This window comes from Arenibacter arenosicollis (assembly GCF_014397245.1).
In the GTDB taxonomy this organism is placed as follows: domain Bacteria; phylum Bacteroidota; class Bacteroidia; order Flavobacteriales; family Flavobacteriaceae; genus Arenibacter; species Arenibacter arenosicollis.
Window position 1 is genome coordinate 167498 of sequence record NZ_JACLHY010000005.1, and the last position, 15400, is coordinate 182897.

Annotated in this window: 12 protein-coding genes; 8 read left to right on the forward strand and 4 right to left on the reverse strand. The window is 35.6% G+C overall.

What is annotated here, in order from left to right:
* The first annotated feature begins 1 nt into the window (after window position 1).
* From H4O18_RS07550 to H4O18_RS07585, 8 genes are all read left to right on the forward strand, one after another.
* Window positions 2-1327 carry a 4Fe-4S dicluster domain-containing protein gene (locus tag H4O18_RS07550; protein ID WP_187583018.1) on the forward strand — a complete coding sequence of 442 codons (1326 nt, stop codon included), beginning with the start codon at window positions 2-4 and terminating at the stop codon, window positions 1325-1327.
* A gap of 16 nt (window positions 1328-1343) precedes the next feature.
* Window positions 1344-2135 carry a (Fe-S)-binding protein gene (locus H4O18_RS07555; protein WP_187583020.1) on the forward strand — a complete coding sequence of 264 codons (792 nt, stop codon included), beginning with the start codon at window positions 1344-1346 and terminating at the stop codon, window positions 2133-2135.
* A gap of 200 nt (window positions 2136-2335) precedes the next feature.
* Window positions 2336-2818, forward strand: coding sequence for an ABC transporter ATPase (locus H4O18_RS07560; protein WP_187583022.1), 483 nt, complete (start codon window positions 2336-2338; stop codon window positions 2816-2818).
* A 103-nt stretch (window positions 2819-2921) separates the two neighbouring features.
* Window positions 2922-5834, forward strand: coding sequence for a serine hydrolase domain-containing protein (locus tag H4O18_RS07565; protein ID WP_187583024.1), 2913 nt, complete (start codon window positions 2922-2924; stop codon window positions 5832-5834).
* Window positions 5835-6011: 177 nt separating this feature from the next.
* A complete protein-coding gene (gene bshA / locus H4O18_RS07570; RefSeq protein ID WP_187583026.1) occupies window positions 6012-7160 on the forward strand; it encodes an N-acetyl-alpha-D-glucosaminyl L-malate synthase BshA in 1149 nt (382 codons plus the stop codon).
* Window positions 7160-7615 (forward strand): hypothetical protein, encoded by a 456-nt coding sequence (locus H4O18_RS07575; RefSeq protein ID WP_187583028.1) that lies wholly within the window; start codon window positions 7160-7162, stop codon window positions 7613-7615. Before bshA ends, H4O18_RS07575 begins: the two co-directional genes overlap by 1 nt.
* A gap of 303 nt (window positions 7616-7918) precedes the next feature.
* Window positions 7919-9088 (forward strand): OmpA family protein, encoded by a 1170-nt coding sequence (locus tag H4O18_RS07580; RefSeq protein WP_187583030.1) that lies wholly within the window; start codon window positions 7919-7921, stop codon window positions 9086-9088.
* Window positions 9089-9475: 387 nt separating this feature from the next.
* Window positions 9476-10213, forward strand: coding sequence for a hypothetical protein (locus H4O18_RS07585; RefSeq protein WP_187583033.1), 738 nt, complete (start codon window positions 9476-9478; stop codon window positions 10211-10213).
* Between the two features lie 288 nt (window positions 10214-10501).
* Here the strand turns inward: H4O18_RS07585 and H4O18_RS07590 are convergent, their stop codons facing one another.
* The 4 genes from H4O18_RS07590 to H4O18_RS07605 all read right to left on the reverse strand — a co-directional run bounded on the left by H4O18_RS07590 (window position 10502) and on the right by H4O18_RS07605 (window position 15398).
* A complete protein-coding gene (locus H4O18_RS07590; RefSeq protein ID WP_187583035.1) occupies window positions 10502-11653 on the reverse strand; it encodes a GNAT family N-acetyltransferase in 1152 nt (383 codons plus the stop codon).
* 332 nt (window positions 11654-11985) lie between these two features.
* Complete coding sequence (locus tag H4O18_RS07595; protein WP_187583037.1) at window positions 11986-12813, reverse strand: cupin-like domain-containing protein; 828 nt, start codon at window positions 12811-12813, stop codon at window positions 11986-11988.
* A gap of 202 nt (window positions 12814-13015) precedes the next feature.
* Window positions 13016-14224: a GNAT family N-acetyltransferase gene (locus tag H4O18_RS07600; protein WP_187583039.1), complete on the reverse strand. Its 1209-nt coding sequence runs from the start codon at window positions 14222-14224 to the stop codon at window positions 13016-13018.
* A gap of 19 nt (window positions 14225-14243) precedes the next feature.
* A complete protein-coding gene (locus H4O18_RS07605) occupies window positions 14244-15398 on the reverse strand; it encodes a GNAT family N-acetyltransferase (protein WP_187583041.1) in 1155 nt (384 codons plus the stop codon).
* Window positions 15399-15400: the final 2 nt, after the last annotated feature.

The following is a 15400-nucleotide window of genomic DNA, read 5'->3' on the forward strand; positions in this document are numbered from 1 at the left end:
TATGGATTATATTCCTAATATTATTTTTGCAATTATACTTTTTGCTGGAATAGGTTTTTTTGCAAGAAACGTAAAAAAACTATCCAGAAACATTAAACTGGGCAAAGAGGTTGACACCAGCGATAATAAATCGCAACGGTGGAATAATATGTTTAGGATAGCCCTAGGACAGACAAAAATGGTAGTACGTCCTATTCCTGGAATTCTTCATATCATAGTTTATCTTGGCTTTATCATTATTAATATTGAGGTATTGGAGATTATTATCGATGGTCTGTTTGGTACCCATAGGATTTTCTCATTTTTCGGGGGATTCTACAGTTTTTTAATAGGTTCTTTTGAAATTCTTGCCTTATTGGTTATTATAGCGGTAGTTATTTTTTGGATTCGCAGGAACGTAATAAAATTGAGGAGATTCTTGAATCCTGAGATGAGCGGTTGGCCAAAAAAGGATGGAAATCTAATTCTTTATATAGAATTGGTCCTAATGGTGCTTTTTTTGACAATGAATGCCGCGGATTATCAATTGCAGCAAATGGATGCGGCACATTATACCAAGGCAGGAGCGTTTCCTGTAAGCCAGTTTATTGCCCCCCTGTTCCAAGAGATGTCCATGTCGGTCATAATAATGATTGAACGATCGGCATGGTGGTTGCACATTGTGGGTATTCTATTGTTTTTGAATTATCTATATTATTCCAAACATTTACATATTCTGTTGGCTTTTCCGAATACTTATTTTGGGAAGTTGAAGCCAAAAGGACAGTTCGAGAATTTGGAAGCGGTGACCAAGGAAGTGAGGTTAATGATGGATCCAAGTGCGGATCCCTTTGCTGCACCGGATGAGAATGCACCTATACCTGAAAAATTTGGAGCGTCGGATGTTATGGACCTTAAATGGGTGCAATTGTTGAACGCCTATACCTGTACGGAATGTGGGCGGTGTACCAGTGAATGCCCGGCTAACCTGACCGGTAAAAAATTATCCCCTCGGAAAATTATGATGGATACCAGGGATAGGTTGGAAGAGGTTGGCAAGAATATTGATACCAATAAAGGAGAGTTTGTGCCAGACGGCAAACAGCTGTTGGGAGATTATATTTCCCATGAGGAGCTTTGGGCATGTACCTCATGTAATGCTTGTGTTGAGGCTTGTCCCGTGAGTATAGACCCTTTGTCGATCATTATGGACATGCGTCAATATTTGGTAATGGAACAATCTGCAGCACCATCGGATTTGAATAATATGATGGGAAATATAGAAAATAATGGGGCACCTTGGCCATTCAACCAAATGGATAGGCTTAACTGGTCCAAGGAATCATAAAGTAATTACCGCTAAAATGGAAAATGAATTGAAAGTGCCCACAATGGCAGAACTTTTTGCAGCAGGCCAACAACCAGAAGTTTTATTTTGGGTGGGGTGTGCTGGAAGTTTTGATGATAGGGCCAAAAAAATAACGAAAGCCTTTGTAAAGATTTTGAATAAGGCGAATGTGAGTTTTGCTGTTTTGGGAACCGAAGAGAGCTGTACAGGCGATCCGGCTAAAAGGGCAGGTAATGAATTTTTGTTTCAGATGCAGGCAGTTACCAACATAGAGGTTTTAAATGCCTATGAGGTAAAGAAAGTTGTAACGGCTTGTCCCCATTGTTTCAATACCCTAAAAAATGAATATCCAGGCCTTGGAGGAAATTATGAAGTGGTACATCATACCCAATTCCTTAAACAACTATTGGAAGAAGGGCGAATCAGTGTGGAAGGCGGACAATTTAAAGGCAAGAAAATTACTTTTCATGACCCGTGTTATTTGGGAAGGGCCAACAATGTGTATGAAGCGCCACGTGATTTGATTCGAAAGTTGGATGCCGAGTTGGTAGAAATGAAGAATTGTAAAAAACGCGGTCTGTGTTGTGGTGCCGGAGGTGCACAAATGTTCAAGGAACCGGAAAAAGGAAAGAAGGATATCAATGTGGAACGAACGGAACAGGCCTTGGAAACACAACCGGATATTATAGCTGCAGGCTGTCCTTTTTGTAATACAATGTTGACTGATGGGGTGAAGAATAAAGAAAAAGAATCGTCTGTAGCGGTGATGGATATTGCCGAGTTGATCGCTATGGCCGAGGATTTATAAATTTTTCACAACCAAGATAATTATAGGATACAAGATAATTAAAGGATTAGTGTCAAAATGAAGATTTTGACCTTATCAGAATAAAAATAAATAACCAGACTTTAGAAAAACCAAGATTAAAACCAGGTGGAATAGAATCAAACGATGAATTAAACCAATTTAGAAAATCAACGTTTGGGTGAACATTAAAAATTTAATAAATGCTCGTAGAATTTAACACATTGCCGGATGAATCTAGAGTTTGGATCTTTCAAGCCAGTAGAAGTTTTTCTGAGGAAGAGTTGCAACAACTAAGGAAGGAATTGGATGCCTTTATAGCGGATTGGACCGCCCATGGAAGCGATTTACGCGCTGGTTATGAAATAAGGTATAACAGGTTTATTGTTCTTGCACTGGACCAATCTCTTAATGCGGCTTCCGGTTGCTCCATTGATGCCTCGGTACATTTCATACAGGGGTTGGAGAAGAAATACAATATGGAGCTTTTGGACAAAATGAACGTTTCTTATAAACAGGGCGAATTTGTTGCTTACAAATCTTTGGTCGACTTCAAAAAAATGGCCAAACAAAAAGCGGTTTCCAAAAATACTATTGTCTTTAACAACTTGGTAACCAACAAGCACGAATACCTAAATCATTGGGAAGTGCCGGCAGAGGAAAGTTGGCATGCCCGTTTTATGTAAGACACGCCGGCCGAGAATGCAGCTTAACCCAGGGTATAGGTTGCCTTTGAACAAGTACAATAATTCAATTAATTGTAAGTTACCATCAAGGATGGATTTTTTTATGCGCATAAATCTCGTAGTCTTAATATTATTTATTTCAATTTATACAGTTCAAGGTCAAATAAATCCTTTGGTTACCAAGGATGCTTTGTCACAACAGAGCTGGGTAGATGCTACTTATAATCAAATGTCCTTGGATGAAAGATTGGGACAGTTGTTTATGATTATGGTTACCTCTGATCAGGATAAAGCGAGTACGGAAAAAACTAAAAAACTAATTAAGGAACATCATATTGGCGGGGTTATTTTCTCCACAGGTGGACCTGTACGACAGGCACAACTGACAAATGATTTTCAAAGAAATTCCAAGGTTCCCCTGATGATCGGCATGGACGCCGAGTGGGGTCTGGCTATGAGATTGGATTCTACCTATGCATTCCCTTGGAATATGACCTTAGGGGCTATAAAGGATAATGCCATAGTAGAAAAAGTAGGAAATCAAATAGGCAAGCATGCCAATAGATTAGGTGTGCACATTAACTTTGCGCCCGATATAGACATCAATATCAATCCGCAGAATCCAATAATCGGTAATCGTTCTTTTGGCGAGGACCGTGAAAATGTGGCCCAAAAGGGGATTGCTTTTATGAAGGGAATGGAGAGTGCTGGAGTTTTATCCAGTGGAAAACATTTTCCAGGGCATGGCGATACTGCTGTAGATTCCCATAAAGCGCTGCCGGTAATCGATTTTACCAGGGAACGTTTGGATAGTATTGAACTATATCCCTATAAACAATTGATTAAAGAGGGCTTAAGCAGTGTTATGGTGGCACATTTAAGTGTGCCAAGCCTAGAAATAAAAGAGGGTTATCCATCATCCTTGTCCGAACAGATTATTGGAGATGTATTGCAAGAGCAATTAAATTTCAAGGGATTGGTGTTCACAGATGCACTTAATATGAAGGGGGTGTCCAATTTTGCCAAGGAAGGAGAAGTAGAGCTTTCCGCATTTTTGGCCGGGAATGATATTCTCTTAATGCCCTTGGATGTTGTAAAGGCCAAAGCCAAACTTTTGGAGGCTTATAATAAAGGTAGAATTTCTGAAAGTAGGCTATCAACTTCCGTTAAGAAGATATTGATGGCAAAATATAAGGTGGGTCTAAATAACTATAAACCTATAGACACTAAAAATCTCTATAAGGATTTAAATTCTTTGGAGGATGATGTTATTTACGAGGAGGCTATTGAGAGTGCTATAACAGTCGTAAAGAATGATTTTTCCTTGATGGCGATCAAGAAGTTGGAAAACAAGAAAATTGCCTATGTCAAGTTCGGGGATGCTGACAGTGACCCATTTTTAAATGAATTGAACAAATATGCTACCGTAACACAAATTAACGGGAAAGACATAAGCACGCTTAAGCAAAAATTAAGCGATTATAATTTGGTGATCATAGGGTTGCACAAGAGCAATGAAAGTCCTTGGAAACCCTATAAATTTACAAAAAATGAACTTTCCTGGTTAGGGGAAATCGCCAAGGAGCGTACTTCCAACTTAATCCTTGCCGTATTTGCAAAACCTTATGCCCTGTTGGAGGTGCCGTCTTTTGACAGTATCGACGCAGTGGTTATAGGATACCAAAATAGTAAAATAGCCCAGGAAAAAACGGCCCAGGTGATTTTTGGGGCCATTCCGGCCAAAGGTATTTTACCAGTCACCTCCCATCAAGAATTTCCTGTAAATACCTCTATTCCCGTGGAGTCCTTATTGCGTTTGGGATATAGTCTACCCGAAAGGGTGGGTATGAGTTCGGCCAAATTGGCTAGAGTGGATGAAATGGTAAAGAATGGTTTGGACTCTTTAATGTTCCCTGGAGCCCAAATTGTTGTAGCCCGAAAAGGAAAGGTGGTGTATAACAAAGGTTTTGGAAAGCCAACTTATCAATCAGAGGAAAAAATAACGCCCGATCATATTTATGATTTGGCATCCATCACCAAGATCTTGGCAACCTTGCCCATGGTAATGAAGATGGAAGAGGAGGGTAAAATTGCGCTGGATAATACCTTTGAGGAACTAATACCTGACTACTCCAAATCCGAACTTAAAAATGTCACTGTCTTAAAGGCTCTTTCACATTATGGCAGATTACCGGCCTGGATTGCCTTTTATATAAACACTTTGGATGATAAAAGAAAGCCATCCCCTGAGTTTTATAGAAATCAATTATCCAATGGGTTTTCACTCAAGGTGGCCGATCAATTGTACATATCGGATGTTTATAAGGATTCCATCTATAATAGGATTGGTAGACAGCACCTTAAATCCAATAGATATCGTTATAGCGATATCGCGTATTATGTAATGAAAAAGTACATAGAGGATACCTACAAAGAGCGCTTGGACAGCCTGGCTGAGGAGTTTCTATACAAACCCATTGGAGCTACACATACCGGATTTAATCCATTGGATAAGTTTTTAAAGGGCGATATAGTGCCCTCGGAGGAAGATAATTATTATCGGTACCAGACCGTACAAGGGTATGTGCATGACATGGGTGCGGCTATGCAGGGTGGAGTAGGTGGTCATGCCGGACTTTTTAGTAATGCGAATGATGTAGCTAAAATTATGCAGATGTATCTGCAAAATGGATTCTATGGCGGACAACAGTTTTTAGAGGCCAGAACGGTGAAAAAATTTAATACGTGCTATTTCTGTGATCAAAATGTGCGACGCGGTATAGGTTTCGACAAACCTGAAGTACATGGTGGGGGACCAGCCTGCAGTTTGGTTTCCAGAAAAAGTTTTGGGCATAGCGGATTTACAGGAACCTACACTTGGGCCGACCCTGATAAGGATTTGGTCTATGTATTTTTATCCAATAGAACTTACCCCTCGGCTTCCAATACCCTTTTAGTTAAATCTGGGTTAAGAACGCGGATACAGAAGGCCATTTATGAAGCCATAATAAATTAAATCCTTAATTTGTAAAAATATAAACAGGGGCTTATGGGGGGAATTATCATTTTGCTTACAGCATTCTGATATTTTAACCATATTCGTTCGACTAACATTTTTTTGGATACCAAAAATTATGGGACCCGTGAGGTTTTAATATGTCATACACCTCTAAAATGTAATAAAAATAAACAGATGAAAATAGCTATAGTATGTTATCCTACTTTTGGAGGTAGCGGCGTGGTGGCGACGGAATTGGGAATTGCTCTGGCCAATAGGGGTCATGAAATACATTTTATAACCTACCGCCAACCTGTGCGTTTGGAGTTGTTGAGCAATAAGATATACTTTCATGAAGTACATGTACCGGAATATCCTTTGTTTCACTACCAACCTTATGAGCTGGCCCTTTCCAGTAAATTGGTAGATACTATAAAATTATTCGGCATTGAGTTGCTACATGTTCATTATGCCATACCTCATGCCTATGCTGGGTATATGGCCAAGAAGATGTTGGAGGAGGATGGAATTTATATTCCCATGGTTACAACCTTACACGGCACGGATATTACTTTGGTGGGCAAGCATCCATTTTATAGACCGGCAGTTAATTTCAGTATTAATCAATCCGATGTTGTTACTTCAGTTTCTCAAAATTTGAAGGAGAGTACTCTGGAATTGTTCGATATAAAAAAGGATATTGAGGTTATTCCAAATTTTATAGATAAACGGAAATACAGCATGCACTTTACCGACTGTCAGCGTTCGCTTATGGCATCGGAGGATGAAAAAATTATTACTCACATCAGTAATTTTAGAAAGGTTAAGCGCATTCCTGATGTAATTCATATTTTCAATAAGATTCAAAAACAAATACCCGCCAAGTTGATTATGGTAGGGGAGGGACCGGAAAAGGAAGGTGCTGAACGTTTGTGTGAGGAGCTTGGTTTAACCAATAAGGTAATCTTTTTGGGAAATAGCAATGAAATAGACAGGATACTATGTTTTTCCGATTTGTTTCTGTTGCCATCGGAGACCGAGAGCTTTGGATTGGCCGCTTTGGAGGCTATGATCAATAGGGTAGCGGTTATTTCCAGTAATACGGGAGGAATTCCCGAAGTCAACAGACAGGGCATAACAGGTTATCTGAGCGATGTAGGAAATGTAAATGAGATGGCCGAAAATGCACTTAAAATATTAAGTGATGATGAAAACTTGGAAACATTTAAATCCAATGCGGCAAAAGCTGCCATGGATTTTGATATTTTAAAGGTATTGCCACTTTATGAAGCGATATATGAAAAGGCCTTTTTGGCAAGGCACGAAAGTTTACAGCAGAATTAATGCGATTATTGCTACTTATAATATGTCTATTTGGAACTGCCTGTGTAGGTCAAAAAGCTGTATCTGGTACTATGGACGATAGTTCTGAACAGGATTCAAGGAATCTTCAATTAGTGTTGGGGGATAATTATTCAGGGGTTGAACAGCTAGAATTTCAAGTTGTCAGGGACCCTAAGACATTGAAGAATTTATTTCTTCAAATCAATAAAACCAGAAAACCAGGACTTCCAATTCCGGAGGTAGATTTTACCGAAGAACTTTTGTTGGTGTATTGTGCAGGAACAGGATTGGGGGAGGGGAGATTGAAATTGGTCGTTATTGAAGAATCCCCAGAAAAAATAACCATGGGTTTAAAGGAGCGGATCACTACCAAAAAAGAAAACCTTAATGTCGCTACCACACCAATTTATATTTATAAGATGCCAGTTACCCATAAAGAAATTAGTTTTCAATAAGTATTCAAATCTTACAATCCTTCAAAGTTATAAATTGAAAATTGGAACACTAATATTTTTATTGGACGAAATTTCGCCAACTATTCCTTAATTACCTCTTCAGCCCATAGAATGGGCGTATTATATCCGATAAGATACCTTTTTCTTGGATGAAAAATTAATTGAAATCGGAATTTTCAAAAACAGGTTTTGTAGGAAACGGCTTATCGAATTTTACAGCACTTAATAGAATAATAATGGCTCCTATTTAACATTGCCATAGCTTTGGGCAAAGATTTCAAAGAATCCCAAATTTATAATATTATGAAAACCTACGCGTTTGCTATTACTTTTTTATGCCTTATTCCCTTTAATTTTAGTAGTGCACAGGAACTACAATTAACTGCCAAGGACAGTGTTGTTAGCAGTTCGTGGGTCTTAGGGTTGGGCTACAATATTGTTGACGATTCGGCTACACCCTTTGGTGGTGATTTTCTAAATATTAAGGAAACTTGGCATGCACTTCCTTATCCATCCTCCATCAGTATAGGTAGATTTTTTAAAAATGGCCTTGGCATAAAGGCTGTTGGTTCGTACAACAAATATGATGTTGGTAAGAAGGTTGACGGAGCGATCAATACTGTTGAGAGGGATTATTACGCCATTGATGGTATGATCAGTTATGATCTTAATAAAATCATCGGTGAAACTGGTTGGTTCGATCCATTTCTTCAGATTGGTGCCGGATATAGTGATATTGGATCTGTAGGCAGGACAACTGCCAATGCTGGTTTTGGATTTAATACCTGGTTCAATGATAAGTGGGGCTTAAACTTTAATACCATGGGTAAATGGGGAATTGAGGAAGGATCCACCAAACAGTTGCAACATTCCGCTGGAGTAGTATACAGGTTTGGAATTGAAAAGGAATTGTCTAAAAAAGGACTGGAGAAGTTGGCGCTGATCGAGGAAAACCAAAGGGTTTCCGATTCTATTGCTGCCGCCAAAAAGGCAGAGGAAGAGGCTAGACTTATGGCAGAGCGTTTGGCCCAGGAAAAGGAGAAGGCACGCTTGGCGGCAGAAGAGCAGGCTAGAAAGGATGCAGAGAACAAGAAAAGGACAGATTTGGAGCATAAAATCAAGGATCTCGGTAATGTTTACTTCAGTCTCAATTCTTCTTACTTGAGCAAGCCATATAAGGAATTGTTGGACAAGTTGGCCGTGTTAATGGAAGAAAATCCAGCTTTGACCTTAAAAGTAGGCTCACATGCCGATTCAAGAGGGGCAGAGAAATATAACCAGTGGCTATCGGAAAAAAGAGTGAAACAAACCTTGGACTATCTAATAGGAAAGAAGGGAATAGATGCTTCTAGATTGACTGGCGAAGGTTTTGGGGAGACACAATTGGTGAACGATTGTGACAATATTACCTACTGTCCTGAATCCAAACACAAACTAAACAGAAGGTCGGAGTTTGAGGTGGTAGCGTTTTAAACATTAAGAAAATTTATATTAAAAATGTCCATTGCATTAGCAATGGACATTTTTTGTTGTTTCCTAAAAATAATTTGAAACAGAACATATTATGGGATTGCATTCCTTTCTAAAAAAAAATTATAAAGTAGGTGTATTTTTACACATAAAGTGGTCCGATTTATTGTGAATAAAATGCATATATATAGAAATTGATATTCTATTTTAAATGCTTGGTTAGATTATATTGTCTACGATTTTAGAGTGGGATTAACGGGGACAATTTGAAAGTTTTAATATTGAAAGAGTTCTCTTTTTTTGCATTGAGGTCAAAGGCAAATAATTTAAAGACTTAAGTTTGTCTTTGATGAAAGGAATTAGTTTACTGAAAGGCTATAATATTGTTTTATGTCCATTACCTTAAGACCGCTGCAAGTTTTTAGAATTTTACTAAGTATAATTTCTTGTTTGTTGATTGCTAACATTATTGTTATTACATTAAAATTAGGTTATCCCATAGAATACTTTGGTGAAAATCAAGCTTATGTGCGTGGTTTGGTAAGATTATTTGACTTTAATAGTGAACTTAATATTCCCACACTCTATTCGTCTCTAACACTATTTTTGTCTTCAATATTATTGCTATTGCAAGGGATAAAATATAGACACGAAGGAGGTAATTATAGGCCTTGGTTAGGATTAAGCTTTATATTTGTTTTTTTGGCAATTGACGAAATGATGGAATTGCATGAACGGTTAATAACTATAACCAAAAATGTCGTACCTGTTTCTGGGTTGCTATATTATGCCTGGGTTATTCCTTATGGAATAGGCTTAATTATTTTAGGTGTTTTTTATTTTAATTTCTTAAAAAGACTTCCAAAAAAAACTCTTCTATTATTTATATTTTCAGGATTTATTTTCATTTCCGGTGCGATCGTGATAGAATCATTCAGTGGATGGCATTTTGAAAAGAATGGTGGAGATAATTTCATATATTGCATGCTCTATACGATAGAAGAGCTATTTGAAATGTTAGGAGTGGCTCTTTTTATTTACACCCTACTTTCCCATTCCTATTATTCCTTAAAAATTATGGAAAAAAAAATGATTGATTCAGAGCAATATTTTGATGAACTCCGGTAATTTAAGTTTTGAATCTATTAAACACAAGGCTAATAAAGTCACATTTTTTAATAATCGTATACAAGAAGTTACAGCTGTATATAGCACATCTCTAATTATTGACGTATTTAAAGAATCAAAAAGTACTTACAAAGTAAACCTTTAGTATAGCTTGGGTATTTTTAAAAAACTCATTGCATTGCATTAATGGTGATTTGATAAATATATGTCATAATATCGTAGGTTATATTTTATTTTTCTAAAGGAATTTTGTTCAGAATCATGTTTATAGTATTAAAATGCGGTTATTTAAACAGTTATTTTAATCTGATTATCAGATCCTTTCACTATATAACTGTTATTGTCTTCAATTTGAAATATCGCAACATTCGCGATATTTTCAGGATTGCTGTATAAGAAATCATAGACGTGTTTCCTTATATGAGAAAAAGCCTCACTTTGAATATCTATCCTAACCAAGTTTTCATAGGATGTTTTGGCATCCAACTGTTCTATTTTTACCGGTTCTAATACTTTCTCATCTACCTTTCTATATGAACTAATGGCTGATTTGGCCTGTCGAAGATATTCTGGAATTTTTTTGCCCTTTAAATATTCTTTTAGTTGAATTTTATAGATTTCAAATAGCGCACAGCATGTAGAAAATAAGGAATTATTGTAATAAATATGATGCTCAAAATTGTATATATTATTGCTCCACCTGCGCTTATAATCCATTCCCCCAACACCCATTTCAAACACCTCATAATTGTTTAAATAACACCATTCCAGTTGTTTATAAATTTCAATATGACCTAGTCCAAATTTGGAATAATCAAGGTCATAAGAGGATATGGAACTGAATAAAATTTTATCTAAATGAAAATTCAGGGATATTTCAATTGGTTTGTTACCATCATATATAACAAATAGGGATGCTTTTTTCTCATTGAGCAATGGAAAAGTTTCCGCACAAATATCTTTCCATTTTGGAAGATTATTATTTGATTCATTTAACGCACTAAATCTGTTTACCAACATAATTCTCAATGATTCCATCAATACTTCGTAGTCCTCAAACATAATTTCGCCATGATACATTTTGTAATTGACGTCAAAACAAGTTTCCAAACGTCTTATACTTCTATTGAGGTTGGTTCTAAAGTTGGAATTAAATTTACTTTTCAAATACTCACTGGCATCTGAATATGTATTTAAAAAAATAGCATAACCCCAATTGAATTGAGGGATTTTTTTTACATTAAACACTTGGTTGTCAACTAAATGTATATTCATGTAACTTGGTACCAGATTTACAGAATAAACTATGTTACCTATATTGGTATGTGCATTTAAATTTTTAATTGATTGATTATCGGAATAACTTATATTGGAATAAATATCCGGGATGGTATGATTATCAAATAGGGTCGAGAAAAGTTCTAACTTTACTTTGTTCATGAATCTAAATAAAATAGGGATTGGATTTTCTGCGGGATTAAATATTATTATTTATGGTTTCCATGGTCCTTGTTTATAATAGAATTTAGCCTTTTATAAATATGTGGTTGAAATGTCGAAAATAATCCACGAAAAAATTATTTACATCAAAGCCAAATTTATTTTACGATTGGAAGATTTTAAAGACATCATTGTTCACCTTTAATGTAGGGGTTTACAAACCACTTGTCAGGATAACTAATTTTTATATGTGGCGGTAACTTATCGAAAATCTTCTTTATCATATTACAGAGGTACATCTCTTATAGTTTTATAAACTAGGCCCTAATGAATTATTTCTTACAACAAAAACAATTCTTGGATTTATAAAGACCGCGCCTGTGTAAAAAATTTACAGCCCTTAAAGTATATAATTCGTTATTACTATAGCCGAAATTGCTAATACTTATAGAGGTTTCAAGTGATTGAACATAATGCCACCATTTGGACGGGACATAAAGGACATCTCCTGGTTCCAAAACAACACTCTTAAATTCGGCACCCAAGAAATTTGGAAATTTTTCAGATGTAAAATTATTGATGTCCACTTGGCTTGCAACTGCTCCATTGATGTACTTATTACTTGGGTATAAATTTTTATTAAACTTGGTTGAAGAAAGTATGAACATTTTCTTGCCTTTTATCTGGGCATATAAATTTTTACCGGTATCATTATGAAATCCTGAGATAGTACCCTTGGGGCCTATCCAGGCTGTTACGTCATTTACAGCGGTGCATTTTTCAAAAATGGAAAAATCGGCATCCCCATTCAAACCTGGAAAATAATTGAAAATGTCCATAGTGGTCAAATAATCATCCACAGTTTTTTCATTTAACTCGGCATCCTTCAACTTTAGGATATAATCTCTGAAGGTCGACTTTTTATAACGATTGTCTTCTTGAGTAAAATTTCCGGAAAGAAGGGAAATATCTTTGTCATCGTCAAGGGCTAATAAATAGTCTAAATCCCATTTTTTTGTGGCTCCCCAGTTTTTGGCAAAACCCTTAATTACAACAGGTTTTTTATTGTTTATATAGTCGTTTTTTAAAGATTTATAGTCTATTGATTCCAAGGATTCAATAGGTGTGCTTTGATTTAAAATATCGTTTAAAATATTCATTTTCTAATTATTAGGATTTAGAACTATTTAAATTTAAGAATTCTAATGGAATATTAATTAAATAATCGATTAACTACTATTTGCTTAGCTGTCAAATAATTATAATGTAATCCAATGCATTTTTCCTTTCCAACGGTCAAATTTTAAGCTTTAGAATTATACCGATGTTTCTAAAAAATAAATGATTTTATGTTATAAGAAATTATTGTCTGCTAGCTTCGGTTGCTTGATAGTACAACCTTGAGCAAAGTTGGGGAGTCTGAATAATATAATCCTCATGTGGTTTAATTTCGTAAACGGTTATGGAATCGATAGGTAATTGTTGGGTAAATAAATAATCGTATAATTGCCTTAGAAGAAAGGAGTATTTTTTGTTTTTAAAGTCAATTTTATACTGAGCATAGTTTTCCAAATCAACAATTTCTAATAGTGTTGTATATGCTTTGGTCGCTCTCAATTCGGTATTTATTTCCTTTTCGGATATCTCCTGTGTTCCATTGAATAGCTTAATCAAGCTATGATACACCAAATGAATATTCTTGGATTGTAAATACACCTTGAGTTTTGCAATATATTCTTCCTTAAGCACCCCTATTGCCTGAGGTATGGATTTGGGTTGGAATATTAAATGTCGTTCCAAATAATATTCATTTGTACACCACTGTCTTTTATAATCCAGATCACCCATACTCATATCAAAATGCTTGTAATTATTCTCAATACACCATTCAATTTGTTTGTACAACATGATATGTCCTAATCCAAATTTTGAATAATCAATGTCGAATCCGGGTATGGCATAAAATAAAACCTTGTCGTAATGATAGTTTAGCGAAATATTTATGGGTACACCATCATCGTAAATAACAAAGAGGGAGGCTTTTTTATCTCTGATTAAAGGAAGAAATAGATTGTAAAAACGCTCCCATTCGTTAATTCTTTCATTTTCTTCCTTGAGTTCATCAAACCTTCTTAGGATAAACTTATATAAGTTATTCATTAAAGAATCATATTGTTCTTGACTTATTTCGCCATAATAAACATGATAAGTTATGTTGAAGCAAAGTTCTAAGCGCCTTATGTTGCTTTTGACTGCAGTTCTTAGCCTAGGTCTTAAATTATTTCTTAAATAATTTGATATATCTGAATATCCTGTTAAATCAGCAATGAACCCTTGTGCTATTTGAAATGTTTTGGATTTGTAATCTGGTTTAAGGGTAAGATTAAGATAATCCGGTACGTTGTTTAAGTAAAACCACCCATTCACATCCGAGTTAGTAAGGGAATGACTATTATTGGGTCTAATCATCTCACTATTGTCACAGGAATAATAAACATCATCTACAACTGGTGGAAATTTTCCTCTCTCAAAAAGGTCAAAATAAAAGTCTAAGGAATTATAGCTTGCCATAAATGAAATTGTAAATATTTTAGTTTTGCTCTGAAATTTTTACACTTGTTTTATTGCCTTTAATGATATAGGCCTGTTCGCGTTCCAAATTAAAAACGTTAACTTGTGATAAATGTTCCGTATTGGTATAAAGGAAGTCGTAAACATATTTTTTTAGAAACGCATTAGCCTCAAGGTGAATATCTATAATTGGGAGGTTGTCTATGGAAGGTTCGGTATTTAACGTTTCTACATTATATTCCAAGGCCTTGGTAGTCAAACCCGATTCAGTAGTCAACTTACCTTTAAGGTTCTTATAAATTAAATCTATATTTTTCGATTTTAGATATAATTTAAGTTGGTTTATATACTCTTCCTTTAAGCTCCATAATCTGCCATAAACAGAATCTTTTTTATATATAATATGATGCTCGAAATTATATATTTGATTGCTCCAACGACGTTTGTAATCTAAATCTCCTCTGCCCATTTCAAATACTTTGTAATCATTTGCCAAGCACCATTCTATTTGTTTATAAATTTCAACGTGGCCAAGTCCGAATTTGGAATAGTCAATATCATAGGAAGATATAGAACTAAAAAGAATACTTCTGAAATGATAATTTATGGAAATCTCTATCGGTTTTAAACCATCGTATATTACAAATAAGGACGCCCTTTTTTTATGAATCAAAGCATCGATGGTTTTGCGGGTATGTTCCCATTTGGCCTCACTTTCATTTGGTATTTGAAGTTGATTGAACCTCTTTAGCATCATGTCATATAGTGAATCCATTAAAAAATTATAGGTATCCTTGTTAATTTGGCCATAGTACATTTTGTAGTCTATGTCAAAACAGGACTCAAGTCGGTTTACATACCTATTGATAGTTTTGGCATTGGATCGGAATTGACTTTTGACATAACTTGCAATATCGGAAACATCATCCAATCTAGCAGAATAGCCTTTTACCTGATATAATTTCTTTGAATAAAAAAGAGATTCAACAGCTAAAGGGAACAGTAAATAGTCGGGAACAAATTTAATGGAGTAAAAAGAGAAAAAGCTTTTGCTGGTGATTTGGGATTCTGCCATTTTGTTTTTCTGAACAAATTCCACTCCCGCATAGATTTCTGGAATGCCATTTTCTTTTTCGAACAAATCTACAAATAAGTCGATTTCTTTTCTCCTCATGA